This is a genomic window from Streptomyces sp. NPDC014861 (assembly GCF_043081625.1).
GTDB lineage: Bacteria > Actinomycetota > Actinomycetes > Streptomycetales > Streptomycetaceae > Streptomyces.
Map to the genome: position 1 here is coordinate 328,774 of NZ_JBIBWV010000006.1, position 19,871 is coordinate 348,644.

At 73.9% G+C, this 19,871-nt stretch carries 31 protein-coding genes; 5 read left to right on the forward strand and 26 right to left on the reverse strand.

Annotated features, from left to right (window positions below; translation table 11 throughout):
• Nucleotides 1–2 precede the first annotated feature (2 nt).
• The 18 genes from ACF1BN_RS15905 to ACF1BN_RS15990 form a co-directional block, all read right to left on the reverse strand.
• Nucleotides 3–158 carry a hypothetical protein gene (locus ACF1BN_RS15905; RefSeq protein ID WP_392332205.1) on the reverse strand — a complete coding sequence of 52 codons (156 nt, stop codon included), beginning with the start codon at nucleotides 156–158 and terminating at the stop codon, nucleotides 3–5.
• A 16-nt stretch (nucleotides 159–174) separates the two neighbouring features.
• Nucleotides 175–423, reverse strand: a complete 249-nt coding sequence (locus ACF1BN_RS15910) for a MerR family transcriptional regulator (RefSeq protein WP_392332206.1) — start codon at nucleotides 421–423, stop codon at nucleotides 175–177.
• A gap of 135 nt (nucleotides 424–558) precedes the next feature.
• On the reverse strand, nucleotides 559–1,041 hold the full coding sequence (locus tag ACF1BN_RS15915) for a helix-turn-helix domain-containing protein (protein WP_392332207.1): 483 nt from the start codon (nucleotides 1,039–1,041) through the stop codon (nucleotides 559–561).
• Nucleotides 1,038–1,793 (reverse strand): hypothetical protein, encoded by a 756-nt coding sequence (locus ACF1BN_RS15920; RefSeq protein ID WP_392332208.1) that lies wholly within the window; start codon nucleotides 1,791–1,793, stop codon nucleotides 1,038–1,040. Before ACF1BN_RS15920 ends, ACF1BN_RS15915 begins: the two co-directional genes overlap by 4 nt.
• Nucleotides 1,790–2,305, reverse strand: coding sequence for a hypothetical protein (locus ACF1BN_RS15925; RefSeq protein WP_392332209.1), 516 nt, complete (start codon nucleotides 2,303–2,305; stop codon nucleotides 1,790–1,792). The genes ACF1BN_RS15920 and ACF1BN_RS15925 overlap by 4 nt, the downstream gene beginning before the upstream one ends.
• Nucleotides 2,302–2,826: a hypothetical protein gene (locus tag ACF1BN_RS15930; protein WP_392332210.1), complete on the reverse strand. Its 525-nt coding sequence runs from the start codon at nucleotides 2,824–2,826 to the stop codon at nucleotides 2,302–2,304. Before ACF1BN_RS15930 ends, ACF1BN_RS15925 begins: the two co-directional genes overlap by 4 nt.
• A gap of 17 nt (nucleotides 2,827–2,843) precedes the next feature.
• A complete protein-coding gene (locus ACF1BN_RS15935) occupies nucleotides 2,844–3,482 on the reverse strand; it encodes a hypothetical protein (protein WP_392332211.1) in 639 nt (212 codons plus the stop codon).
• Complete coding sequence (locus tag ACF1BN_RS15940; protein ID WP_392332212.1) at nucleotides 3,482–3,802, reverse strand: hypothetical protein; 321 nt, start codon at nucleotides 3,800–3,802, stop codon at nucleotides 3,482–3,484. Before ACF1BN_RS15940 ends, ACF1BN_RS15935 begins: the two co-directional genes overlap by 1 nt.
• A gap of 34 nt (nucleotides 3,803–3,836) precedes the next feature.
• Nucleotides 3,837–4,904, reverse strand: coding sequence for a hypothetical protein (locus ACF1BN_RS15945; RefSeq protein WP_392332213.1), 1,068 nt, complete (start codon nucleotides 4,902–4,904; stop codon nucleotides 3,837–3,839).
• Nucleotides 4,905–4,978: 74 nt separating this feature from the next.
• Entirely contained in the window at nucleotides 4,979–5,380 is a 402-nt protein-coding gene (locus tag ACF1BN_RS15950; protein WP_392332214.1) for a hypothetical protein, read from the reverse strand.
• Nucleotides 5,377–5,595, reverse strand: coding sequence for a hypothetical protein (locus ACF1BN_RS15955; protein WP_392332215.1), 219 nt, complete (start codon nucleotides 5,593–5,595; stop codon nucleotides 5,377–5,379). Before ACF1BN_RS15955 ends, ACF1BN_RS15950 begins: the two co-directional genes overlap by 4 nt.
• The gene (locus ACF1BN_RS15960) at nucleotides 5,592–5,903 is read right to left on the reverse strand and encodes a hypothetical protein (protein ID WP_392332216.1); all 312 of its coding nucleotides are present in this window, start codon (nucleotides 5,901–5,903) and stop codon (nucleotides 5,592–5,594) included. The genes ACF1BN_RS15955 and ACF1BN_RS15960 overlap by 4 nt, the downstream gene beginning before the upstream one ends.
• A complete protein-coding gene (locus tag ACF1BN_RS15965) occupies nucleotides 5,896–6,309 on the reverse strand; it encodes a hypothetical protein (protein WP_392332217.1) in 414 nt (137 codons plus the stop codon). The genes ACF1BN_RS15960 and ACF1BN_RS15965 overlap by 8 nt, the downstream gene beginning before the upstream one ends.
• Entirely contained in the window at nucleotides 6,309–6,842 is a 534-nt protein-coding gene (locus tag ACF1BN_RS15970; protein WP_392332218.1) for a DUF6303 family protein, read from the reverse strand. Before ACF1BN_RS15970 ends, ACF1BN_RS15965 begins: the two co-directional genes overlap by 1 nt.
• On the reverse strand, nucleotides 6,785–7,285 hold the full coding sequence (locus ACF1BN_RS15975) for a hypothetical protein (RefSeq protein ID WP_392332219.1): 501 nt from the start codon (nucleotides 7,283–7,285) through the stop codon (nucleotides 6,785–6,787). The genes ACF1BN_RS15970 and ACF1BN_RS15975 overlap by 58 nt, the downstream gene beginning before the upstream one ends.
• 106 nt (nucleotides 7,286–7,391) lie before the next feature.
• Nucleotides 7,392–7,619: a hypothetical protein gene (locus ACF1BN_RS15980; protein ID WP_392332220.1), complete on the reverse strand. Its 228-nt coding sequence runs from the start codon at nucleotides 7,617–7,619 to the stop codon at nucleotides 7,392–7,394.
• Between the two features lie 67 nt (nucleotides 7,620–7,686).
• Complete coding sequence (locus tag ACF1BN_RS15985) at nucleotides 7,687–7,941, reverse strand: hypothetical protein (RefSeq protein WP_392332221.1); 255 nt, start codon at nucleotides 7,939–7,941, stop codon at nucleotides 7,687–7,689.
• A complete protein-coding gene (locus ACF1BN_RS15990; protein ID WP_392332222.1) occupies nucleotides 7,938–8,153 on the reverse strand; it encodes a helix-turn-helix domain-containing protein in 216 nt (71 codons plus the stop codon). Before ACF1BN_RS15990 ends, ACF1BN_RS15985 begins: the two co-directional genes overlap by 4 nt.
• Before the next feature lie 181 nt (nucleotides 8,154–8,334).
• On the opposite strand from ACF1BN_RS15990, the gene ACF1BN_RS15995 reads away from it, so the two are divergent.
• The 3 genes from ACF1BN_RS15995 (at nucleotide 8,335) to ACF1BN_RS16005 (ending at nucleotide 10,471) form a co-directional block, all read left to right on the forward strand.
• Nucleotides 8,335–8,733 (forward strand): helix-turn-helix domain-containing protein, encoded by a 399-nt coding sequence (locus ACF1BN_RS15995; RefSeq protein ID WP_392332223.1) that lies wholly within the window; start codon nucleotides 8,335–8,337, stop codon nucleotides 8,731–8,733.
• Nucleotides 8,734–9,148: 415 nt separating this feature from the next.
• Nucleotides 9,149–10,051 (forward strand): Bax inhibitor-1/YccA family protein, encoded by a 903-nt coding sequence (locus tag ACF1BN_RS16000; RefSeq protein ID WP_392332224.1) that lies wholly within the window; start codon nucleotides 9,149–9,151, stop codon nucleotides 10,049–10,051.
• A 90-nt stretch (nucleotides 10,052–10,141) separates the two neighbouring features.
• Nucleotides 10,142–10,471: a hypothetical protein gene (locus ACF1BN_RS16005; RefSeq protein WP_392332225.1), complete on the forward strand. Its 330-nt coding sequence runs from the start codon at nucleotides 10,142–10,144 to the stop codon at nucleotides 10,469–10,471.
• Between the two features lie 17 nt (nucleotides 10,472–10,488).
• On the opposite strand, the gene ACF1BN_RS16010 is transcribed toward ACF1BN_RS16005, so the two are convergent.
• From ACF1BN_RS16010 to ACF1BN_RS16020, 3 genes are all read right to left on the reverse strand, one after another.
• Nucleotides 10,489–11,316 carry a hypothetical protein gene (locus tag ACF1BN_RS16010; protein ID WP_392332226.1) on the reverse strand — a complete coding sequence of 276 codons (828 nt, stop codon included), beginning with the start codon at nucleotides 11,314–11,316 and terminating at the stop codon, nucleotides 10,489–10,491.
• A gap of 325 nt (nucleotides 11,317–11,641) precedes the next feature.
• Nucleotides 11,642–12,862 carry an acetyl-CoA C-acetyltransferase gene (locus ACF1BN_RS16015; RefSeq protein ID WP_392332227.1) on the reverse strand — a complete coding sequence of 407 codons (1,221 nt, stop codon included), beginning with the start codon at nucleotides 12,860–12,862 and terminating at the stop codon, nucleotides 11,642–11,644.
• A 143-nt stretch (nucleotides 12,863–13,005) separates the two neighbouring features.
• Nucleotides 13,006–14,085 (reverse strand): SGNH/GDSL hydrolase family protein, encoded by a 1,080-nt coding sequence (locus tag ACF1BN_RS16020; protein ID WP_392332228.1) that lies wholly within the window; start codon nucleotides 14,083–14,085, stop codon nucleotides 13,006–13,008.
• Between the two features lie 131 nt (nucleotides 14,086–14,216).
• Between ACF1BN_RS16020 and ACF1BN_RS16025 the strand changes: the two genes are divergently transcribed.
• Entirely contained in the window at nucleotides 14,217–15,602 is a 1,386-nt protein-coding gene (locus ACF1BN_RS16025; protein WP_392332229.1) for a cystathionine beta-synthase, read from the forward strand.
• Nucleotides 15,603–15,869: 267 nt separating this feature from the next.
• On the opposite strand, the gene ACF1BN_RS16030 is transcribed toward ACF1BN_RS16025, so the two are convergent.
• Nucleotides 15,870–16,643: a DUF4232 domain-containing protein gene (locus tag ACF1BN_RS16030; RefSeq protein WP_392332230.1), complete on the reverse strand. Its 774-nt coding sequence runs from the start codon at nucleotides 16,641–16,643 to the stop codon at nucleotides 15,870–15,872.
• A 238-nt stretch (nucleotides 16,644–16,881) separates the two neighbouring features.
• Between ACF1BN_RS16030 and ACF1BN_RS16035 the strand changes: the two genes are divergently transcribed.
• Nucleotides 16,882–17,724 carry a MurR/RpiR family transcriptional regulator gene (locus tag ACF1BN_RS16035; protein ID WP_392332231.1) on the forward strand — a complete coding sequence of 281 codons (843 nt, stop codon included), beginning with the start codon at nucleotides 16,882–16,884 and terminating at the stop codon, nucleotides 17,722–17,724.
• 83 nt (nucleotides 17,725–17,807) lie between these two features.
• On the opposite strand, the gene ACF1BN_RS16040 is transcribed toward ACF1BN_RS16035, so the two are convergent.
• Genes ACF1BN_RS16040 through ACF1BN_RS16055 form a run of 4 tightly spaced genes read right to left on the reverse strand, consistent with a single transcriptional unit; the run spans nucleotide 17,808 to nucleotide 19,835 of the window.
• A complete protein-coding gene (locus tag ACF1BN_RS16040) occupies nucleotides 17,808–18,179 on the reverse strand; it encodes a hypothetical protein (protein ID WP_376595873.1) in 372 nt (123 codons plus the stop codon).
• A gap of 47 nt (nucleotides 18,180–18,226) precedes the next feature.
• Nucleotides 18,227–18,661, reverse strand: a complete 435-nt coding sequence (locus tag ACF1BN_RS16045) for a roadblock/LC7 domain-containing protein (protein ID WP_376595874.1) — start codon at nucleotides 18,659–18,661, stop codon at nucleotides 18,227–18,229.
• Nucleotides 18,661–19,428, reverse strand: coding sequence for a transcriptional regulator (locus ACF1BN_RS16050; RefSeq protein ID WP_392332232.1), 768 nt, complete (start codon nucleotides 19,426–19,428; stop codon nucleotides 18,661–18,663). The genes ACF1BN_RS16045 and ACF1BN_RS16050 overlap by 1 nt, the downstream gene beginning before the upstream one ends.
• A complete protein-coding gene (locus ACF1BN_RS16055; protein ID WP_392332233.1) occupies nucleotides 19,425–19,835 on the reverse strand; it encodes a hypothetical protein in 411 nt (136 codons plus the stop codon). Before ACF1BN_RS16055 ends, ACF1BN_RS16050 begins: the two co-directional genes overlap by 4 nt.
• Nucleotides 19,836–19,871: the final 36 nt, after the last annotated feature.

The following is a 19,871-nucleotide window of genomic DNA, read 5'->3' on the forward strand; positions in this document are numbered from 1 at the left end:
GTCTACTTCTTCGCGTTGACGAGGATGTGCTTGATGAGGTCGAGGGCCTGGGCCTCGGTGAAGCCGGCGTGCACGAGCGAGACGTACAGCTCATGAATCTGGATGGCGCCGGCGGCCAGCTTGGTGAACGGGGACGGGGTGGTGTGGGGCTGGTCCATGGCGGCCTCCGGTGGGTCAGGACTCGGGGATGCCGACGAGACGAAGGGCGCGGCGGCGGGTGGCTGCTTCGGCGCGGGCGACGTCGGCGCGGGCGTAGAGGGGGCGGCCGCGGGTGTCGAGGCCAGCGGGGGTGAGGTGTCCTCGGGTGGCCCAGGAGCGGACGGTGGCGGGGGTGACGGCGGCGGCGCCGGCGGAGAGGAGGCGGCGCCACCCGGTAGCGGCCTCGGCGGCCTGGGTTGCTGTGTAGAGGAGCGGTGCGGCCACGGTCACCTCCGGGAACGGCGACGGCCCCCGCGGTGTCGGCGGGGGCCGTTGTGGTGTGTGGACGCACGTGTGGCGTTGGCACCAGTGTTGCGCTAAGTAGCGATCATGTCCAGTCGGATGGGGTGGGAGTGCCGCTCAGGTGGGCTGGTAGGGGACGAACTGGTGCCGCCCGACGACGGGGCAGCGGTCGCGGGGGTAGAGGCCGGCGTCCCATGCCTGGCGGTAGGTGGAGGCGACGAGGGCGACGGCGTGGCGGATCGCGGCCTCGGGCGCGACGCCGGGGCGGGTGAGGTCGGCGAGGTCGGCCAGGAGCGCGTCGTCGAGCGGCACCATGAGACACGGCGCGGCGGGCGTCGCGCTCGTCGCGCTCTGGGGCGCGGGCACGGTCGCGGCATCGTCCGCGACGGTGTGGTCCCGAGGCGCGGCCGGCGGCGGGCCGTCCTGGTCGGGGGTCGTCGCGGTGCCGCGCGCGAGGGCCTGGACGTCGCGGAAGATGACGTCCTTGCTCACCCCGAGGGCGGTGGCTATGGCCCGCTGGGAGCGGCCCTCGCGGAGCAGCTGCGCGACACGGGCGCGACGGGCCGCGACATCGACGGCGGTAGGGGCGGCGGTGGTCATGACGCCTTCCGGGTGGTGTCGCGGTCGTCGCGGAGGAGGACGGCGAGGCGGGTGAGGGCGGGCAGGACGGCGGCGGAGTGGGCGCGGTACTGGTCGGCGGTGAGCCGGTGTCCGCACGCCTCGCATGCGATCAGCTGCTCACCCTCGGTGGAGACGAGGCCGAACACGTCGCAGGCCGGGCAGGGCGCGGAGCGGGGGACGCGGCGCGGCTGTCGGTCGGTCTTGGACCGCAGGAGCCGGACGGCGTGGTCGATCTGCTGGTACAGGTCGCCGATCCAGTCGTGGCCGGCGGCGAACGGGAGGTAGGCGGTGAGCCAGTGGCACCAGGCGGCCGGGCCGGTGCCGAAGCGGCTGCGGGCGGTGGTGCCGAGGGTGATGTGGACGGTGCCGTGCGCGTCGTAGTGGATGGTGGGGTACTGGCTCGCGACGTAGGCGGCCCAGCCGTGGAGCAGGGACCGGATGGGCACGGTGGTGTCCTGGTCGCCGTGGGGGTCGGGCAGCTGCACGGCGTGGCCGGGGCCGAGCAGGTTCACGACGTCGAGGCGCAGCGGCAGGGGGGAGTGTGCGCGGCCGGTCGGGGCGGAGGCTCCGGGCGTGCGCTGCGCGGCGGTGGGGGCCAGGAGGAGGGCGAGGAGCGGCAGGTGCTGGGGAATCTCAGCGAGCATGCCGCGGAGCCGGTCGAGGCAGGGGGCGCAGGCGTGCAGATCGGTGCCGGCAGGGAGCGGGATGTGGCAGGCGGCGCAGCGGGTCATGACGGGGTCCCTCCCGGGCGGGTGGCGGCGGCCTCCGTGGCGAGGGCGCGGACGGTCTCGGGCAGGTCGGCGTAGGTGGCGGCTCCGGCCGCGCGGCACGCGGAGATCAGGAACTGGGCGAGCCGGTCGCGCTGCCATTCGGCCTTGCCGACGGCCTCGCGCGCCTGGTCCCGCTCGGCGTACAGCGCGTCCAGGGCGTCGCTGGTGATGGAGTCGGCGGTGTGCCGGGGCGGGGCGGCAGGGCCCTGGGTGAGTTCGCACCTCCACCAGCGCATGCCGTCGTGGTTGGCGTGGCTGCCGCAGTGGCCCGGGCGCAGGACACACTCGGTGGGTCGGCTGCCGATGCGGGGCGGGGGCTGGTGGCCGCAGTGCTCCGCGGTCCGGCTGTCGGCGTCCACGGCGTCCAGTACGGCATCGGAGGCGGTACGGCGGGCGCTGAGCGGCACCCAGTGACCCGCGGCCCTGAGAGCGCGGGACAGGGAGTTGAACGCGAGGGCGCGGCGGTCGGTCACTGGTCGCTCCCCTGGACGGTCTGAGCGGCGAGCGCACGGCGGGCTTCGGTGACGGCGGTGTGGGCGTCGGGCCAGCAGAAGAGCCGGCCGACGGACAGGGCGCTGACGGCGTTCTGCCATCCCTCGGTCGTCCAGGCCCGGCCGCCGCCGTAGGCGGTGGTGCTCACGGCCCATCCGACGCCGCTGGTGGGGGACTGACGGCGGACCAGGAGGACCATGCCGCCGGCCTCGGGCACGGGCACGCGGTACTCCGTGACGTGCGCGGACAGGCCGCCGTCGGTCGGCTCGGCGGCGGGGGCCGGCGGGGTGTGGTGAACCGGGCAGGGCGCGCCGCCGGTGAGCAGGTCATGCACGCACTCGCCGGGGCGGTCGGTCAGGTGGTCGGCGGTGGAGCGCAGGAGCCGGGCGGTGCCCTCCGGCCCGAGACGGGTGTCGAGGTGCGCGGTGCCGTCGAGGGCGACAGCGAGGACCAGGCGGTGGGTGCGCATCGAGGCGACGTCGACGCGGTCGGGGATGTCCATGGGGCTGCTCCAGGAGGTCAGTTGGCGGGCAGGGGGAGGAGGCCGTGCTGGTAGCCGAGGGCGACGGCGCGGCAGCGGGACGAGCGGTCTGGGGTGCTGGGGCGGGTGGCGTCGAGCGCGGCGTACAGGCGGCTCAGGAGCCGGGCGGCGGCCGTGTGGGTGATGCCGAATGCGTCGGCGACAGCGGCGGTGTCCAGGCCGTCGGCGAGGCAGTAGAGGGCGCGCTGTTCGTCCTCGGCGAGGGTGAGGCGGCCGCGCGGCTCAGGCGCCAGGCTGTTCATCCATCCGGCCCGGTACGCGATGGCGACCAGTTCGGGAGCGTTGGCCGCGCCGACGCGGCTGATGAGGCGGGCGGCGCGGTGGCGGGTGGTGCCCTCGGGGGTGTGCGTCTCGGCGGCGATCTCTCGGTACGTCCGGCCGCGGGCGAGGCCGGCGAGGAGCGGCAGGTCGTGCTTCCACAACTCCGGGGCGACGGAGGACAGGCGGGTGGTGCCGACGGTGCCGGCGGTGATGGACCAGCCCTCGGCCGTGAGGGCCTCGACGGTCGCGGCCCCGAGGGTGCTGGCCTCTTGGGTGGTGATGCGGTGGCCGAGACGGGTGAGGGCCTGAGCGGCGACGACGGCCGCGACGGCCGGGGCGATGTGGGCGCGGCGCATCAGCGGGTCCACCCCCGCCAGGGGGCCGGGCGGGTGCCGGTGCGCTCGCGGTCGCGGCGGGGCGCGGTGCGGCGGGGCCGGGGGCGGGGGCAGGTGGCGGCGTGGGGCATGGCCTGCCACTCGGCGTGCTCCAGGGCCGGGCGCTCGGTGGTGAGGACGCGGACGCGCAGGCGGCCGGTGCCGTCGGCGTAGACGCCGAGGTTGCCAGCGGGGTCGGGGTGGGCGTTGACGGCCTGGCGGTTGCCGGCGGCGGTGACGGCCCAGCGGATGGGCTCACCGCAGGACGGGCACGGGGCCGATCCGGACGGGGCAGCGGGCATGAGGGTCTCCGGTTGGGGCGGGTTGGGTAGGGGGTCAGCCGGTGCCGGCGGCGCGCTCGTCAGCGGCGGCGGCGAGGCAGTCGGGGCAGCGGCCGGGGGTGTTGGCGTGGTACTCGCGGCCGCAGTCGCACAGGCGCAGCGGCGTGAACGCGTCCGGCGGGGCCTGATGGGGCCGTGTGGCGCCCCGGGGGCCGGGGAGACTCCCAGACGGCACGGCGATCATGAACGCCCCCTGGACGGGCCCAGGGGCGGCGGGCGGAGGCTTCTGCGCTCGGCGCTCGCAGCCGCTGCACACGAGGCGGTCGAGCCGGATGATCCGCTGGCCGCAGCCAGCCGCACAGCGGCGGTGCATGTCCTGCTGTCGGGGGATCGTCTTCTCGCTCGCGCGCCCCTGCGCGTCCTGTGGCTGAGGTACAACCTCAGCCATCTCGTGGGTTACTACATGGGTACTTCCTGGGTGGTCGGGGCACTGTCCCCCGACCCCCTCGGGGGACTGTCCCCCGACCCGGGTAGGGGCACTGTCCCCCGACCCCTCTTCGGCGGACCTCGGGGCACTGTCCCCCGAGGTAGCCCCCTGTGAGGTCGGGGGACTGTCCCCCGAGGTCTCCCCGGTGGAGGTAGGGGCACTGTCCCCCGAGGCCTGGGCCGCCTCGGCCTCCTTCGCCGCCTTGCGGGCGGCGGCGGCCGCGCGCTGCTCCTTCTTCTTCTGCTGAGCGATCCACACGAGGCCGGCGGCACGCTCCCAGTCCGGCGCGGGGCACAGGACGAGCGAGTACATGACCGCGCGGCCCCGCTTCCCTCCCCGGCCGTGGCCGTCGTCGAGGATGGCCACGACTCCGGCGGCCACGGCGGCCTCGAGGTAGTCGCGTACGTCCTTCTGATCGCTGCGGGCGGCCTTGGCGATTTGCGTGAGCGTGATGGCCTTGCCGTCGCGCTCGTACCGCAGGCGGCCGTCGGCGCTCGCGAGCACCCTCAGGGCGTAGAGGACCGTGAGGAACCCGCCCGTGAGCGGCCGGGGCAGCGCGGGCGCCCACTGGCGGGCGAGCGCGTTGCCGAACGCGTGCGCCACGCTGCCGGTCCGGTGCTGCTGCTCGTCGTTCACAGGGGTGCCTCTCTGAAACTGATGCGGGAACGAACCTCGGCGGGCCGGGGCGCGGGGCCCCGGCCGGGCCTGTCTCAGGCGGGGCGGGTCTCGATGAGCCGGGGCATGAGCGCGTTGGGGATGGTCAGCCGGACCTCGGCGGCGCCCCAGCGGGTGCGGCGGGAGTCGCGGCGCAGCCAGCCCCGCTGCTCCATCGCGTTGAGGGAGACGACGACCTGGCCGTGGGTGAGGGTGGTGGCCTCGGCGAGCTGCCCGACGGACAGCCGCGGGTCCGCCAGGGCGCCGGTCGTCCAGTCGGCGCCGGCGGCGAGCGTGAGGGCGACCAACTTGGTGTTCCGGATCAGCCGGGAGCCGGTGACGCCTCGCTCCCACAGACGGCGGAACGGCTCGTCGGTGACCGGGTCGTGCGGAGCCGGGGCGATGAGAGCCCGGGTGCTGCGGGCGAAGACGTCGGCGGGCGTGGGGATGGTGCTCACGGGTGCTCCAGGGTGGGGTTCGGGTCGGGGGCAGGTGAGTTGATGTGGATGTAGGCGCCGGGCGGCCAGCCAGGGCCGGGCTGCGGTTCGGGACGGCCCGCCTCGGCGGCGGGGGTGTGGCGGTCGCAGCACCAGCCGGTGACGTAGAGGCGGGCGCGGAGGAGGCCGTGGGGGCCGACGTGGTCGCACGGCCGAGGTCGGCGGCCGCGGGTCACGGCGCGGGGGCCGGACGGCGGGCAGAGCAGTTGCTGCACGCCACGTAGCCCGGGCCGGCGGGGTAGTGCGGGGTCTGGAGGTGACCGCACTTGGGGGTGTCGCACTGCACCCACACGTACGGGCGGAAGGTCGGCAGTTCGGGGACGACAGCCGGCGGCCGGGGCATCGCCGGGCGACGCCGGGAAGGGCCGACGAGGGCCCAGGCGGCGCGGGCGGCCGCGACCGCGCCGCACAGGGCGGCGACGGTCACGGTCACGGCCCCGATGCCGAGCAGCACGAGGACACCGAGGGCGAGGACGTCACGCACCGAGCCCCCCGAGCGTGCGGACCTCGGCGAGGGCCACCCCGTACGCCTTGCACGGGCCCGGGCAGTACCAGCGGGCGGGCTCCCTCGACCCGGGCCACTCCACCCGCACCATCCGGGCGGCGGGCCGCGGCTCGGTACCGAGCGCACCGCAGCCGGAGACCGGGCAGTCCCGCCCGACGGGCACGTCCCGCCCCGCGACCGGGGTACCGACAGCGCCCTGGTTCCAGGCGCGCTGCGTCGCCGACGCGCCCTTGGCCTCGCGGAGACGCGCCTTACGCTCGCGCTCGCGCTCGGAGTGCACGTCCCGGCAGCCCTGGCACGGCGGGATACCGCGCCGCAGGTGCTGGCCGTAGCCGCGGTGCGTGCCGTGATCGATCCCGTCGACCGTGGCGGTGCTCGTCGCCATCAGCGCGCCCCCCTCATCTTGTAGGCGGCGCGGCGGGCGCGGTGCACGTCGTGTTCCCGTACGCGGGTGCCGCTGTGGCTCGTGCACGGCTCACCCCCCGCGGCCGCGCACAGCGGGCAGGGCACGGCCGTCTCCGGGAATCGCAGGGCGGTGCCCTCCGTGTCCACTTGGACGACGTCCGCGCCGGCGGACACGGTGGGCACCGAGGGGTGCCCGTGGTGGGTGGGCGTCATGTCCTCGCGCCACTGCCATTCGGCGGCGGGGGCCAGGGCGTAGCCGAGGTCGGCGAGCGCCTGGGCGCGCTCGTCGAGCGTGGGCATGAGGTGCCGTCGCGAGGACGGCCACCGGTGGTGGGGCCACGGGGCGGGCACGCCGGGGGGAGCTACGAACAGTTCCCAGGCCGCGAGCCGCACGGTTCCGGGACCGCCGAGGGGGTGGTCGCAGCAGCTGCGGTGAAGGATGGCGCGGACGTTCGTCACAGGGACCGCCCCCGCCCGGTGGCGCGCGGGGAGGCCGGACGCTCGCGGCGCCACTCGATCGTCATGTACCGGGAGCCGTCGCGGGTCAGGGCGATGCCCACCTGGACGTTGATGCCGGTGGGCATGACCAGACCGGGGACGTGCGCCCACTCCATGTGCTCGGTGCCGCGGGGCAGCTCACCGGAGAGCGTGTCCGGGAGCCAGCCACCCAGCGACCGGTAGTGGTTGCCGTAGTAGTCGGGCTCCAGGTCACGGACGGTGGGCCCGATCAGCCTCAGGGAACCCCAGACGCCGAAACGGACCTCGGCGGTGTGGGCGGTGTGCGGGGCGAGGGTGGACTCGCCGCCGGTGGCGGTGTCCTTCCCCCGCGCGCCGAGCTGGGCGAGCAGCTCGGCACGCTCGGCGAGCAGGTCCTGGATGTCGCGGTCCAGCTGCTCGGTGGTGCGGTAGGAGCTGCGGCCCGCGCAGATCTCCGCGAAGCGGTCGGCGGTGAGCATCAGCGCTCACCGCCCGGGCGGCGGGCGCCGCGGGTGAGGGCGGCCCGGAGCGCGAGCACTCCGAGGACCCAGGCGAGGGCTGCGACGGCGGCGATGACCGGGTACGTCACGCGGCGGCCCCCCTGTCGGTCACGGGGGTGAGCGGGCCACCGGTCAGGTCGATGAGCAGCGTCTCGCGCTCACGGACCCACATCGGGCACGTGTCGACGTCGACGCCGTCGAGGACGTACAGCTGCTCACCGGTGCTCGTGTGGCCGGCGGTGCGCCACAGGGAGCCGTCAGCCGCGCGGACAATCCGGGAGGAGTCGGGCGCACGATGGGTAGGGTGTTTCACGGTGCCTCGATTCGTGGTTGAGGTGCCGGGGAGGCCGGGGCCGGTGGGCGGCTCCGGCCTTCTGATGTCAGGAGATACGGGCGCCCTTGGGGCGGATCCGCGAGAGGGAGGAAACGTCCGCGGCCGGAGCGGGCCGGACGGACCGGGCGCCGGGACGGACGCGGAACATGTCCTTGATCTCGGCGAGGTCATCGAGGTCGAACGCGACGGACTGGCCGAGCTTCTGGTGAGGCAGGCGCTTCAAGTTGTCCTCGAGGAAGCGAGGCGCGCACTTGAGGAACTCGGCGGCCTGCTTGATGTCGAGGTTCGGGGAGGTGGTCATGCCGCGCCCCCGGCCGGCTGGAGGTCGCGGTCGCGCGCTTTCAGCACCGTCCGCATGCCGACGTACACCCGGGGGCTGGGCTGGTGTCTGCCGCTTTCGATCTTGTAGATCATCCATTTCGAGCAGCCCGCGGCCTCTGCGACGGCGACGACCGTAAGGCCCCGCCGGCGCCTCAGGCGGCGGACCTTCTGGCCGTCGACCGTGTGCGTCATGACTCCAAAGTACTCCAACTTTGGAGTCGGTCAACCCCAATGTTGGGTCTCTCTGTTCAAAATTGGAGTGATTCGCTCCGCGGGGGGATTCGGCCATGCGTCGATTCCCCTAAGCGGGATCCGGCCACTTTGGCTGACGCGACATTGGAGCGCTTTGGAGTGGGGCGGTACGCTCCGCGACATGACAGCTGGGGATGACGAGGGGCTCGACAGACTCGGTGACACGGTGGACCGCTACATCTCCGAGCAGGGATGGCAGTACATCGACGTCGCCGGGCGCGCCGGCTTCTCCGACGAGACCCTCGCCAAGATTCGCAAGGGCATCCAGGTGCGGCCCTCGACCTACAGGCGACTGGAGCGCGCCCTCGGCTGGGCACCCATGGCGGTGTCCGACGTCCGGGCCGGCCGTCCTCCTGCCTTGCTGGCGGCGGAGGCTGAGGAGGCGTCTTCCGAGGAGCCCCTGGATCCCCAGGCCGAGGCGGTACTCGCCATCCTGGCTGGGCTGCCCCCCCGCGTGCGGGAGCAGGTCCGCCGACGCCTCGGTGATCAACTGCCACCCGAAGCACGCCGTTCGGCGTAGGACGTCGACATTTCGCCATCCAGCCGTCGGGGCGAGCGTGACCTCGACCTGCGCGTTCCCGAGGGCGTTCCCATGGGAACCTCGGGGCGCGCCGGGACGGGCCTGGACGGGTTGGAACGGGTCAGGGCGGGTCGAAACGCAGAGGTCACCGCGTTGTCGCAGGTCAGGGCGGGTGTCGGAACAGGTTCAAGTCCGGTTCCGGGCACCACCCGGGCCCCAGGAGACGCCTGCGGCCCGGTGCACCGCCTCCCTCGCCCCTCCGGCACCTGCCCGCCCCTCACTCCCGGGCCCCCGGTGGCCGGTGAAGATCGAAAATTGACGCGAAAGATCCTCCCCGAGCACTAGAGAGTTTCTTTTGCCTACGCATTACCCTTGACGCAAGGCCGCGCAGTGCGGCCGTCCATGGAGGAGTGAGATGAGGAGCAGCAACCCGGTCTTCTCGCGACGGGGGTTCAGCCGCGACAACGGCTACGCGGGCTTCAACGCGCAGCAGCCGCAGGCCGGGGGCCCCGCCGTCGGAGCGAACCCGTACGCGACCGGTAACCCGACCGCCGAGGGTGCGACCAACCCGTACGCCACCAACCCCTACGCCCCGCAGGACGTCCAGGCGGGCGCCCCGCAGCAGGCGCGCGGCAATGTGATGACGATCGACGACGTCGTGAGCCGTACGGCCATGACGCTCGGCACCGTCGTCCTCACCGCCGCCCTGTCCTGGTTCCTGCTGCCGGTCGACCCGGCGAACCTGGGCAAGTCCTACGGCATCGCCATCGGCGCCGCACTGGTCGCCCTGGTCCTGGCGCTCGTGCAGTCCTTCAAGCGCAAGGCCTCGCCGGCGCTGATCCTGGGCTACGCCGCCTTCGAGGGCGTCTTCCTCGGTGTGATCTCCGCGGCCGTCTCGACCTACATCGCCGACGGCGTGGTCGTCCAAGCGGTCCTCGGCACGATGGCGGTCTTCGCCGGTGTGCTCATCGCGTACAAGATGGGCTGGATCCGGGTCAACCGCCGCTTCACCGGCTTCGTGATGGCCGCGGCCATGGGCTTCATGCTGCTCATGGTGGTGAACCTGCTCTTCTCGGTGTTCGCCGGCGGTGACGGCCTCGGCTTCCGCAGCGGTGGCCTCGGCATCCTCTTCGGTGTCATCGGCGTCATCCTGGGCGCCTGCTTCCTGGCCCTCGACTTCAAGCAGGTCGAGGACGGCGTGACCTACGGCGCGCCGCGCGAGGAGGCGTGGCTGGCCGCCTTCGGTCTCACCATGACCCTGGTGTGGATCTACCTGGAGATGCTGCGCCTGCTGTCGATCCTCCAGGGCGACGACTGACGCACCCCGTGACTCGGGGGAAGGGCCCGTCCGGCATCCGCCGGGCGGGCCCTTCCGCGTCTCCCTCGGGCCCCCGGTAGGGTCGGGCGGGTGTTGGACACGAGTGAACTGACCGGCGTCGTGGAACGCTTCGCGGACCGGCTGAGGGTCGCCCCGCAGAGCCGCCTCCAGCGGGGCGCGGCCGCCGAGGGCCTGGCCCTGGCGAGGGAGCTGGCGGTACGCGCGCAGCGCGCGGAGGAGCCGGGCCGTGAGCCCAGGACCGTCCCCGACGCGGGGCTCTTCGCGGTCGCGGACCAGCTGGTCGTCGTGGGTACGGACCTGGCGGAGGCACTGAGAACGGCCCCGTCCCCCTCCCGCGAGCGGGAGCTGGGCGAGGCCGTGCGGTTGGTGCGGGAGGCCGCGGAGCGGTCGGGTCTGTAGCGGGGGCGTGTCGAGGACTAGAGCGACGCGATGACGCGGTCGGCGAGGATGTAGACGTTCTCCTCGTCGGTCTCGCCGTACGAGAAGGTCAGGGCGAAGGCGCCCGAGACGCCGGAGCCGCCGAGGAGGACCGGGGTGCGGCCGGCCTGGAGGGCCTCCGCGAGGCGCTCCGCGGTCTCGCGGTGCCCGGGGGTCATGCAGAGCGTGGTGCCGTCGGCGAAGACGTACACGTCCAGAGTGCCCAGCGGGCCCGGGCGGACGTCCGTGAGGGCCGTGGCCGTGTCGGCCAGCTCCTCCAGGCGCGCCACCGTGCGCTCGTGGTCCGTGACGACCGGCGTCTGCACCGGCACGAAGTCCGGGTGCGAGGGGTGCCGGCGGCGGGCGGCGGCCAGCTCGGCCGAGTCCTCCGGGTACTCCGGGAAGTCGTCCAGCGGGTCGACGATGCCGTCCAGGGCGGCGGCCTCGGCCTCCATGGCCTCCAGCGCCATCGCCTCCAGGCCCACGAAGTCCGTCTGCCGCGGGACGAAGAGACCACCGGCCTCCTCGCCGCCCGGGCCGCCGAGGAGGGCGGAGGGCGCGTCGGCCGCGTCCCTGGCCTCCTGCGCGGCCCAGAAGGCCCGCGCCTCGGCGAGCTCGCGCTCGCGCTCCTCGGCCAGCGCCTCCGCGACCGCGGCCCGTATCTCGGCGGCGGGCGTGGCGCGGGCCGCGGGGACCGTCACGCCGTGGCCGGCGGCCAGCTCGGTGCGCAGGGCGGTGACCTCCTTGCGGAGACCCCGCACGTGGTGCAGGGCAGCGGCGCCCACGGCCGTGGCAGCGGCCGTGGTCAGCAGCAGGGCAAGAGACATGGCGCTCACTGACGTACTCCCGGTTCGAGTCGATCCCCCCGACTTCCTACATCAGCTTGTCGTGGGGTGGGGCTGCCTGTCAGTGCATTACGTCACGAAATGGACAGGTATTTTGGCCGGGTGTTTAGTCCCGAAATGGCGCTGACCTGGGAAAACGAACTCCCCCGGGATGTAGGTCACATCCTGGGGGAGATTCGGTCACGGCTCGGACGCGGTGAGGTTGACGCGCTCGGCGGGTGGAGACCCGTACCGGCTCAGCACCTCGCCTCCGCTGCGGGCAGGTGCCGCTCTCGTTCCTCGAGCGACCCCTACCCTCCACTGCGGCTCAGCTCAGCCGCTCGATGACCATCGCCATGCCCTGGCCGCCGCCGACGCACATGGTCTCCAGGCCGAACTGCTTGTCGTGGAACTGGAGGCTGTTGATCAGGGTGCCGGTGATGCGGGCGCCGGTCATGCCGAAGGGGTGGCCGACGGCGATGGCGCCACCGTTGACGTTGACCTTGTCGAGGTCGAAGCCGAGGTCCCGGTAGGAGGGGATGACCTGCGCGGCGAAGGCCTCGTTGATCTCGACCAGGTCGATGTCGGAGGAGGTCAGGCCGGCCCGCCGGAGGGCCTGCTTCGACGCCTCGACCGGGCCGAGGCCCATGATCTCGGGGGAGAGGCCGGAGACGCCGGTGGAGACGATCCGGGCCAGCGGGGTCAGGCCCAGCTCGCGCGCCTTGGTGTCGGACATGATGACGAGCGCGGCGGCGCCGTCGTTCAGCGGGCAGCAGTTGCCGGCGGTGACCAGGCCGTCGGGGCGGAAGACCGGCTTCAGGCCGGAGACGCCCTCCAGGGTGACGCCGGCGCGCGGGCCGTCGTCGGTGGAGACGACCGTGCCGTCCGGGAGCGTCACCGGGGTGATCTCGCGGGCCCAGAAGCCGTTCTTGATGGCCTGCTCGGCGAGGTTCTGCGAGCGGACGCCGAACTCGTCCATGTCCTGGCGGGTGACGCCCTTCCAGCGGGCGAGGTTCTCCGCGGTCTGGCCCATGGCGATGTACGCGTCGGGGACGACGCCGTCCTCGCGCGGGTCGTGCCAGGAGGAGCCCTCGGACGCGGCGACCTCGGCGGTACGGGCCTCGGCGTCGGCGAAGAACGGGTTGTGCGTGTCCGGCAGCGAGTCCGAGTTGCCCTTCACGAAGCGGGAGACCATCTCGACGCCCGCCGAGATGAAGACGTCGCCCTCGCCCGCCTTGATCGCGTGGAGCGCCATCCGGGAGGTCTGCAGCGAGGAGGAGCAGTAGCGGGTGACGGTGCAGCCCGGCAGGTGGTCCATGCCCATCTGCACGGCGACGATCCGGCCCAGGTTGTTGCCCTGCTCGCCGCCCGGGAGGCCGCAGCCCAGCATCAGGTCGTCGATGTCGCGGGGGTCCAGCTCGGGGACCTTGGCGAGCGCGGCCTGGATGATCGTGGCCGTGAGGTCGTCGGGGCGCAGGTCCTTCAGGGAGCCCTTGAAGGCCCGGCCGATGGGGGAACGGGCGGTCGAGACGATCACGGCTTCGGGCATCACGGCTCCAGGGGGCTGGTGGCGGTCGGACTCACTGGGAAGTTACCCGGACGTACCGCACGGGGTCACCGGGATCGGCGTGTGATGCGGACCTCTTTTCTAAGCGCTTGCTCAGGTGGTGGAGGTTCGCTCCCGGCCCGCCCTCAGGCCCGGGGGGAGTCCTGCGGCAGCGGCTCCCCCCGGCCCTCCGGCGCCTCCCCGGCGTCCGCCCCCGCGGCCGACCCGGCCTCCGCCCCGGCCCCCGTCCCCGCGGCCTCGGCCGCCTCCGTCAGCCGCCGCCGGCGCCGGTGCTTCAGGAGCGCCCACGGCGCCCGGGCCCCGGTCACCTCCGTACCGGCCTGCTTCGCCGCCTCGGCCGCCGCCTTCGCCACCGGCAGCATGTCCTCGCGGCGGCCCGGCTCCAGGCGGTCCGGTTCCGGCCACACGCCGAGCGAGGCGCACAGCGTCGGCAGCACCGCCATCGCCGCCGTCGCGTACCCCTCCGCCGACGGGTGGAAGAGGTCGACCCCGAACATCTCCCGCGGGTTCGCCGCGAACTCCGGGCCCAGCAGGTCGCCCAGCGACACCGTCCGCCCGCCCTGCTCCACCACCACGATCGTCTGCGCCGCCGCCAGCTGCCGCGAGGCCCGCCGGGCCAGCCAGCGCAGCGGCTGGTAGACCGGCTCGATCGTGCCCAGGTCCGGGCAGGTGCCGACGACCACCTCCGCCCCGGCCGTCCGCAGCCGCCGCACCGCCGCCGCCAGGAGCCGTACCGACTCCGTCGCCGGCGTCCGGTGCGTCACGTCGTTCGCCCCGATCATGATCACGCAGACGTCCGGCGGGCCCAGCGGCTGCGCGAGGAGCAGTGACACCTGCCGCTCCAGGTCGTCCGAGCGGGCCCCCGACAGCGCCACGTTCCGCAGCGTCACCGGGCGCTCCGCGACCGCGGCGAGCCCCGAGGCGAGCAGGGCGCCCGGCGTCTGGCCCGCCCGGCGCACGCCCTGACCCGCGGCGGTGGAATCACCCAGAAGGGCCAGCCGCAGCGGGTCCTCCGCGCCGAACGCCCTGCCGTAGAGCCCGTCCGCCGCCGGCGGCAGGGGGGCCGTCCCCGTGCCCACCGTCCGCTTCGCGAGCTGCGCCTCCGCCAGCACGATCCCGACCGCGGCCACGCCGATCAGTCCGATGCTCCCGCCGCCGTACGCCGCTCCCGCCGCGATCCGGCGCGCCACCCTCGCCCTGGACATCGGGGGCGTCACCTCCTTCGAGCCGTACAGGTCCGTCAAGCCGTTCCAGCCGTTCAGGGTCTAACTGCCCCGAAAGGCGTCCCGACTACGCATACGCTGGCCACACCATTACGGAGACCCCGGAGAACACGGTGCAATTCCACGACTCGATGATCAGCCTCGTCGGCAACACCCCGCTGGTGAAGCTCAACAACGTGACGGCAGGCATCCAGGCCACCGTCCTCGCCAAGGTGGAGTACTTCAACCCCGGCGGGTCGGTCAAGGACCGCATCGCCCTGCGCATGATCGAGGCCGCCGAGCAGAGCGGCGAGCTGAAGCCCGGGGGCACCATCGTCGAGCCCACGTCCGGCAACACCGGCGTCGGCCTGGCGATCGTGGCCCAGCAGAAGGGCTACAAGTGCATCTTCGTCTGCCCGGACAAGGTGTCGCTCGACAAGATCAACGTGCTGCGGGCCTACGGGGCCGAGGTCGTCGTCTGCCCCACCGCCGTCGATCCGGAGCACCCGGACTCGTACTACAACGTCTCGGACCGGCTCGTCCGCGAGACCCCCGGCGCCTGGAAGCCCGACCAGTACTCCAACCCGAACAACCCGCGCTCGCACTACGAGACCACCGGTCCCGAACTGTGGGAGCAGACCGAGGGGAAGATCACCCACTTCGTCGCGGGCGTCGGCACCGGCGGCACCATCTCCGGCACGGGCAACTACCTCAAGGAGGCCAGCGGCGGGAGCGTCGAGGTCGTCGGCGCCGACCCCGAGGGCTCCGTCTACTCCGGCGGCTCCGGCCGCCCGTACCTGGTCGAGGGCGTCGGTGAGGACTTCTGGCCCACCGCCTACGACCGGAACGTCACCGACCGGATCGTCGCGGTCTCCGACAAGGACTCCTTCCAGATGACCCGCCGCCTCGCCAAGGAGGAGGGCCTGCTCGTCGGCGGCTCCTGCGGCATGGCCGTGGTCGCCGCCCTGGAGGTCGCCCGGGAGCTCGGCCCCGACGACGTCGTCGTCGTGCTGCTCCCGGACTCCGGCCGCGGCTACATGTCGAAGATCTTCAACGACGAGTGGATGGCGGACTACGGCTTCCTGGAGGACACCTCCACCGCCACCGTCGCCGACGTCCTGCGCCACAAGTCGGGCGGTCTGCCCTCCCTCGTCCACATGCACCCGGAGGAGACGGTCGGCCAGGCCATCGAGGTGCTGCGCGAGTACGGCGTCTCCCAGATGCCCATCGTGAAGCCCGGCGCCGGCCACCCCGACGTGATGGCCGCCGAGGTCATCGGCTCGGTCGTCGAGCGGGAGCTCCTGGACCACCTCTTCACCCAGAAGGCGAAGCTGGAGGACCCGCTGGAGGGCCACATGTCCGCCCCGCTGCCGCAGGTCGGCTCTGGCGAGCCGGTCGCCGACCTGATGTCGGTCCTCGGCGGCGCCGACGCGGCCATCGTCCTCGTCGAGGGCAAGCCGACCGGTGTCGTCAGCCGCCAGGACCTGCTGGCCTTCCTGGCCAACGGCGGTTCGAGGTAGCACCCGGCCGGGGGCGGCGGGAGCCCGTGCGGGCGTTCGCGCAAACGGTACGAGCGCGTCACGTCCGCGCAGCACCCGCTTAACACGCCTCCGGCAGAGTGTTCCTCGTCGGCGTCACAGAACTTCCGGAGCGGCTCCCGGACCTCTGAAGACGCCGCGGACGCGGAGACCGGCCCTGACCCGGGCCCGTGTCCCCCGCGGGGACCGCCGTCGTCCCGCCCCCCAGCGATGGGGGTGCGGCGGTCCCCGCGCAATCCTCCTCCCGGCTCAGAGCTGGGTGATCGGCCGCATCGCCAGGCCCTCGGTGCCGGCCCAGCCGTTCACCCGCGCCGCGTCGTCGACGGAGACCGTGTCGAGGCCGTCGGGCAGGTCGAAGACGAGCGTGCCGCGCAGCTCGGTGCCCTCACCGGCGACCAGCGTGGCCGTGAAGCGGTCGGACTGGTCGTACACCGCCTCGCCGCCCTCGTCGTTGCCGAAGACGTACAGGCCCGCGTAGGCCTTGCCGCCGCCCTCGACGACCACCGGCTCGGAGTCCGGCTCCCCGAGCGTCTCGACGATCGGGGCGTCGTTCCCGGCCCGGAGCCGCAGGATCGGGGCCTCGTTGAGGACGCAGGGCGTCTTCGAGGCGTTGGTGACCGTCAGCAGGAACCGGCGGGGGGTCTCCCCGGAGGCGTCCTGGAGCTCGACGGCGGTGTCGAGCCCGTCGGCCTCGCAGTCCGCGTACTCCGTGCCGTTGCCGCCGCCGGTCTCGCCGCTGTCCCCGGTCCCGGTGGCCGACGGCTCGGCGGAGCCGGTCCCGGAGTCGCCGGTGGGCGCGGCGGTCGCGGGCGCGGTGGACGCCGGGGCCCGGCCGGCGGACGCGGAGCCCGAGGGGGACGCGGCCGACGGGGCGGAGGCGGTCGGCGACGCGGCGGCGCCGTCGTCGCCCTGGGGTTCCTGGCAGGCGGTGGTCGTCAGCAGCGCCGCGACCACGGCGGCGCCCAGGACGGCGCCGCGCAGGCGGCGGCGCGGTGCGCCGGCTCCGGCCGTCTTCGAGTTCATGCCGTTCCCTCTTCCCCCGTGGCCGAGCTCAAGTCGGCCCGTATGCAAGCGACATGGCTATTCTTGCCAGCCGGGGGCGGGGCTCCACCGGCCGCCCGCGTTTGTTACAGCCCTCGGACGAAGCGGACGTCATGGCGTGACCATGACGCCCGGAAGGGGCCGCTCCCGTCCCGTCCGCACCACCTCTGCATATCCTTATGCAGACAGGGTCAGGGATGAATGGATGAAGGGGGACGGCATGAGCGACAGCCCGGCCGGGCGGCTCCAGGCGCTCTTCGAGGGGCACCGGCTCACGCCCACGCAGCGGCGGATCGCCCACTGCATGGTCCGGCGGGCCGCCGACGCGCCCTTCCTCTCCAGCGTCGAGCTCGCCGAGCTCGCCGGCGTCAGCCAGCCCTCCGTGACCCGCTTCGCGGTCGCCCTCGGCTTCGACGGCTACCCCGCGCTCCGCCGCCACCTGCGCGAGGTCGCGCCGCCCGAGCGGCCCGCGGGCGGGGAGGACGCCGGGCACAACGCGTACCAGCAGGCCGTCCTCGCCGAGATCGAGAACCTGCGGCACCTCGCCGGACTGCTCGCCGACCCCGCGCCCGTGGAGCGCGCCGGGCGGCTCCTCGCCGGCTCGCGGCCGCTGCTCGTCCTCGGCCTGCGCGCCGCCTCCTCGCAGGCCCGCGGCTTCGCCTACTTCGCCGCCAAGGTGCACCCGGACGTCCGGCTGCTCGACGAGGGCGGCTCGATGCTCATGGACCGGATCGACGCGGCCGTACGGGCCGGGGCCACCGCGCTGCTCTGCTTCGCGCTGCCCCGGCACCCGCGCGAGGTCGTCGAGGCGCTGGAGTACGCGCGGGCGGCCGGTCTCCTGGTGGTGACCGTGGCCGAGTCCGCCTTCGCCCCCGTCGCCGCCCACTCCGACCTGCTCATCCCGGCCGCCGTCGGCACCGGGCTCGCCTTCGACACCGCCTGCGCGCCGATGCTCCTCGGCCGGGTCCTGCTGGAGGCCATGGCGGACGAGCTGCCGGACGCGCAGGCGCGTCTGGAGCAGTTCGACGCGCGGGCGGCGGAGCGGGGGCTCTTCGTGGAGTGAGGCGGGGACCGCCGGCGGGGCGCGGCCCTGGTCCTGCCCGGCGGCACGGAGCGTTCCGGGCGTGCGGCGGGGGCCGGCGCCGGTCAGACCTCCAGCTCCGCCTCGATCTTCTTCAGCTGGTGGCGGGCCATCGCGAGGTTGGCCCGGTCCTTGGAGAGCGCCAGGTAGAGGAAGAGGCCGTTGCTGCCGCGCGACTTGAGCAGCCGGATGAGGTGGTACTGGGTGCCGAGGGTGATCAGGATGTCCTCGATGTCCTCCTGGAGGCCCAGCATCTCCATCGTCCGGAGCTTGGCCCGCACCACGTCGGTGTTGCCGGCGGCGGCGACGGTGAGGTCGAGCTCCTTGCCGCCGCCGATGGTGCCGAGGGCCATGCCGCTGGTGTAGTCGACGAGGGCCGCGCCGACCGCGCCCTCGATCGTGAGCGCTTCCTTGAGGGCGCCTTCGGTGTTCGCCATGGTGTGCACTTCCTTCTGTTCGGGTTCGGATTGCTGTCGGGGCCGGGTCAGCTGAGGTCCCTGCGCTCCAGGGCGCCGTCGACGAGGTCGCCTATGCGCGCGCTGGAGCGGCGGGCCTCCAGATGGAGCCGGCCCACGTTGATACGGGGCTCGGCGAGCAGGGTGAGGACGGCGGAGCCGCCGGCCGCGTAGGTGGCGACGTAGCCGGTCTCGCCGCGGACGAGCAGTTCGCGGAAGCCGCCCTGTCCGGTGGACTCGGTCAGCCGCCGGCCGACGCCGAGCGCGGCGGCGGTCAGCGCGGCGACGCTCTCGGCGGCGCCGTCCACGGTGTCGTGGGCGAGCACGAGGCCGTCGGCGCTGGCGGCGAGGGCCCCGGTGAGCTGGGGCAGCCGGGCGCGCAGGCGTCTGAGCTCGCCGAGCACCTCGGCTTCGGCTGTCATCAACTGTCTCCTCTCGGCGCGCAGGCGCAGAGCACGCCTCATCACAGGTGTGCCTCCAGGGCGTCACGGAGCCGGCGCAGCAGGGCGATGTCGGGGTCGGAGACCGGGGGGACCGGTGACCACTCCGGGGACGGCGGTGGGGGGGTGGCGCCGGGGGCCGCGTCGAGCGGGGTCTCGACGAGGCCGGCGGCGGCGAGCCTGCGGACGTCGAGGAGGGTGTGGAAGGCGGGGCGGCCGAGGACCCGGGCCAGCTCGGCGGGGGTGCGGACGCCGTCGGCGGCGGCGAGCAGGGCGCGGCGGCGGGCGCCGACGCCCTGGCCGGGGGAGGCCGGGCGGGGGGTGACGGGGGCGGAGTCGACGGAGGCGTACGGCCAGACGGCGTCGAGGAGTTCGCGGCGGCGGAGGGTCTCGCGCTCGACGGCCTCGGCGGAGACCGGGCGGACGGTGCCGAACCAGTGGCCGACCCCGTACCGGAAGCGGGTGGGGCCGCTGGTGGGGGCGAGGGCGAAGAAGGCGGCGTCGAAGACGGCGCCAAGGTGGCATATCTCCAGTTCGCCGTCGCGCAGCCGGCCGCTGTCGACGAGGAAGCGGCCGACGGCGCGGTGGGCGCCGGCCCGGTCGACGGCCTCGTCCCAGTTCTCGCGGGGGAGCCGGCCCGCGGTGGTGAGCAGGACGTCCATGCCGGGGGCGGCGGGGCTCTCGGCGTGCACGACGTGCCCGTCGACGAGGTAGAGGGTGCCGTGGTCGCGCAGCAGGGCGCCGGTGGCCTTCTCCGCCGCGAGCCGGACGAGCATCGGGGAGACGCTCATCCGAGGACCAGTCTCTCGGCGAGGTCGCCGAGCCGGAGGCGGGCGAGGGCGAGGTTGCCGGTGTCGCGGTCGAGCCAGAGGTGGAGGAAGACGCTGCTGTCGAAGGAGGTCCGGACGAAGCGGAGGACGTGGTAGCCGGCCCGGGTGGTGACGATCAGGTCCTCGACGGGCGGCTGGCCCTCGGCCCCTCCGGCGGCCTCCGGCTCGTCCCCGGGGGCGGTGAAGGAGTCGAACTCGGCCGCGGCGCGTGCGAGTTCCGCGGTCTCGGCGGCGGTCGTCTCGTGGTCGCCGACCGGAGACTCGCCCGCGGTCCCGAGTGCGAGGCCGCTGTTCCAGTCGACCAGGGAGGCACCGCGAGCACCCGGCAGGGTCATGGCCTCCATGAGGCACTCGTCGATTCCGGGCACGCGGGTTCCCCTCCCGATACGGCGTGCGGGCAACGG

Bases quoted from the DNA above. Each gene is read 5' to 3' on its own strand.
- ACF1BN_RS15905 (WP_392332205.1), bottom strand. From the start codon at position 158: ATGGACCAGCCCCACACCACCCCGTCCCCGTTCACCAAGCTGGCCGCC.
- ACF1BN_RS15915 (WP_392332207.1), bottom strand. From the start codon at position 1,041: ATGACCACCGCCGCCCCTACCGCCGTCGATGTCGCGGCCCGTCGCGCC.
- ACF1BN_RS15920 (WP_392332208.1), bottom strand. From the start codon at position 1,793: ATGACCCGCTGCGCCGCCTGCCACATCCCGCTCCCTGCCGGCACCGAT.
- ACF1BN_RS15930 (WP_392332210.1), bottom strand. From the start codon at position 2,826: ATGGACATCCCCGACCGCGTCGACGTCGCCTCGATGCGCACCCACCGC.
- ACF1BN_RS15935 (WP_392332211.1), bottom strand. From the start codon at position 3,482: ATGCGCCGCGCCCACATCGCCCCGGCCGTCGCGGCCGTCGTCGCCGCT.
- ACF1BN_RS15940 (WP_392332212.1), bottom strand. From the start codon at position 3,802: ATGCCCGCTGCCCCGTCCGGATCGGCCCCGTGCCCGTCCTGCGGTGAG.
- ACF1BN_RS15965 (WP_392332217.1), bottom strand. From the start codon at position 6,309: ATGGCGACGAGCACCGCCACGGTCGACGGGATCGATCACGGCACGCAC.
- ACF1BN_RS15975 (WP_392332219.1), bottom strand. From the start codon at position 7,285: ATGCTCACCGCCGACCGCTTCGCGGAGATCTGCGCGGGCCGCAGCTCC.
- ACF1BN_RS15985 (WP_392332221.1), bottom strand. From the start codon at position 7,941: ATGACCACCTCCCCGAACCTCGACATCAAGCAGGCCGCCGAGTTCCTC.
- ACF1BN_RS15990 (WP_392332222.1), bottom strand. From the start codon at position 8,153: ATGACGCACACGGTCGACGGCCAGAAGGTCCGCCGCCTGAGGCGCCGG.
- ACF1BN_RS15995 (WP_392332223.1), top strand. From the start codon at position 8,335: ATGACAGCTGGGGATGACGAGGGGCTCGACAGACTCGGTGACACGGTG.
- ACF1BN_RS16000 (WP_392332224.1), top strand. From the start codon at position 9,149: ATGAGGAGCAGCAACCCGGTCTTCTCGCGACGGGGGTTCAGCCGCGAC.
- ACF1BN_RS16010 (WP_392332226.1), bottom strand. From the start codon at position 11,316: ATGTCTCTTGCCCTGCTGCTGACCACGGCCGCTGCCACGGCCGTGGGC.
- ACF1BN_RS16015 (WP_392332227.1), bottom strand. From the start codon at position 12,862: ATGCCCGAAGCCGTGATCGTCTCGACCGCCCGTTCCCCCATCGGCCGG.
- ACF1BN_RS16020 (WP_392332228.1), bottom strand. From the start codon at position 14,085: ATGTCCAGGGCGAGGGTGGCGCGCCGGATCGCGGCGGGAGCGGCGTAC.
- ACF1BN_RS16030 (WP_392332230.1), bottom strand. From the start codon at position 16,643: ATGAACTCGAAGACGGCCGGAGCCGGCGCACCGCGCCGCCGCCTGCGC.
- ACF1BN_RS16035 (WP_392332231.1), top strand. From the start codon at position 16,882: ATGAGCGACAGCCCGGCCGGGCGGCTCCAGGCGCTCTTCGAGGGGCAC.
- ACF1BN_RS16040 (WP_376595873.1), bottom strand. From the start codon at position 18,179: ATGGCGAACACCGAAGGCGCCCTCAAGGAAGCGCTCACGATCGAGGGC.
- ACF1BN_RS16045 (WP_376595874.1), bottom strand. From the start codon at position 18,661: ATGAGGCGTGCTCTGCGCCTGCGCGCCGAGAGGAGACAGTTGATGACA.
- ACF1BN_RS16050 (WP_392332232.1), bottom strand. From the start codon at position 19,428: ATGAGCGTCTCCCCGATGCTCGTCCGGCTCGCGGCGGAGAAGGCCACC.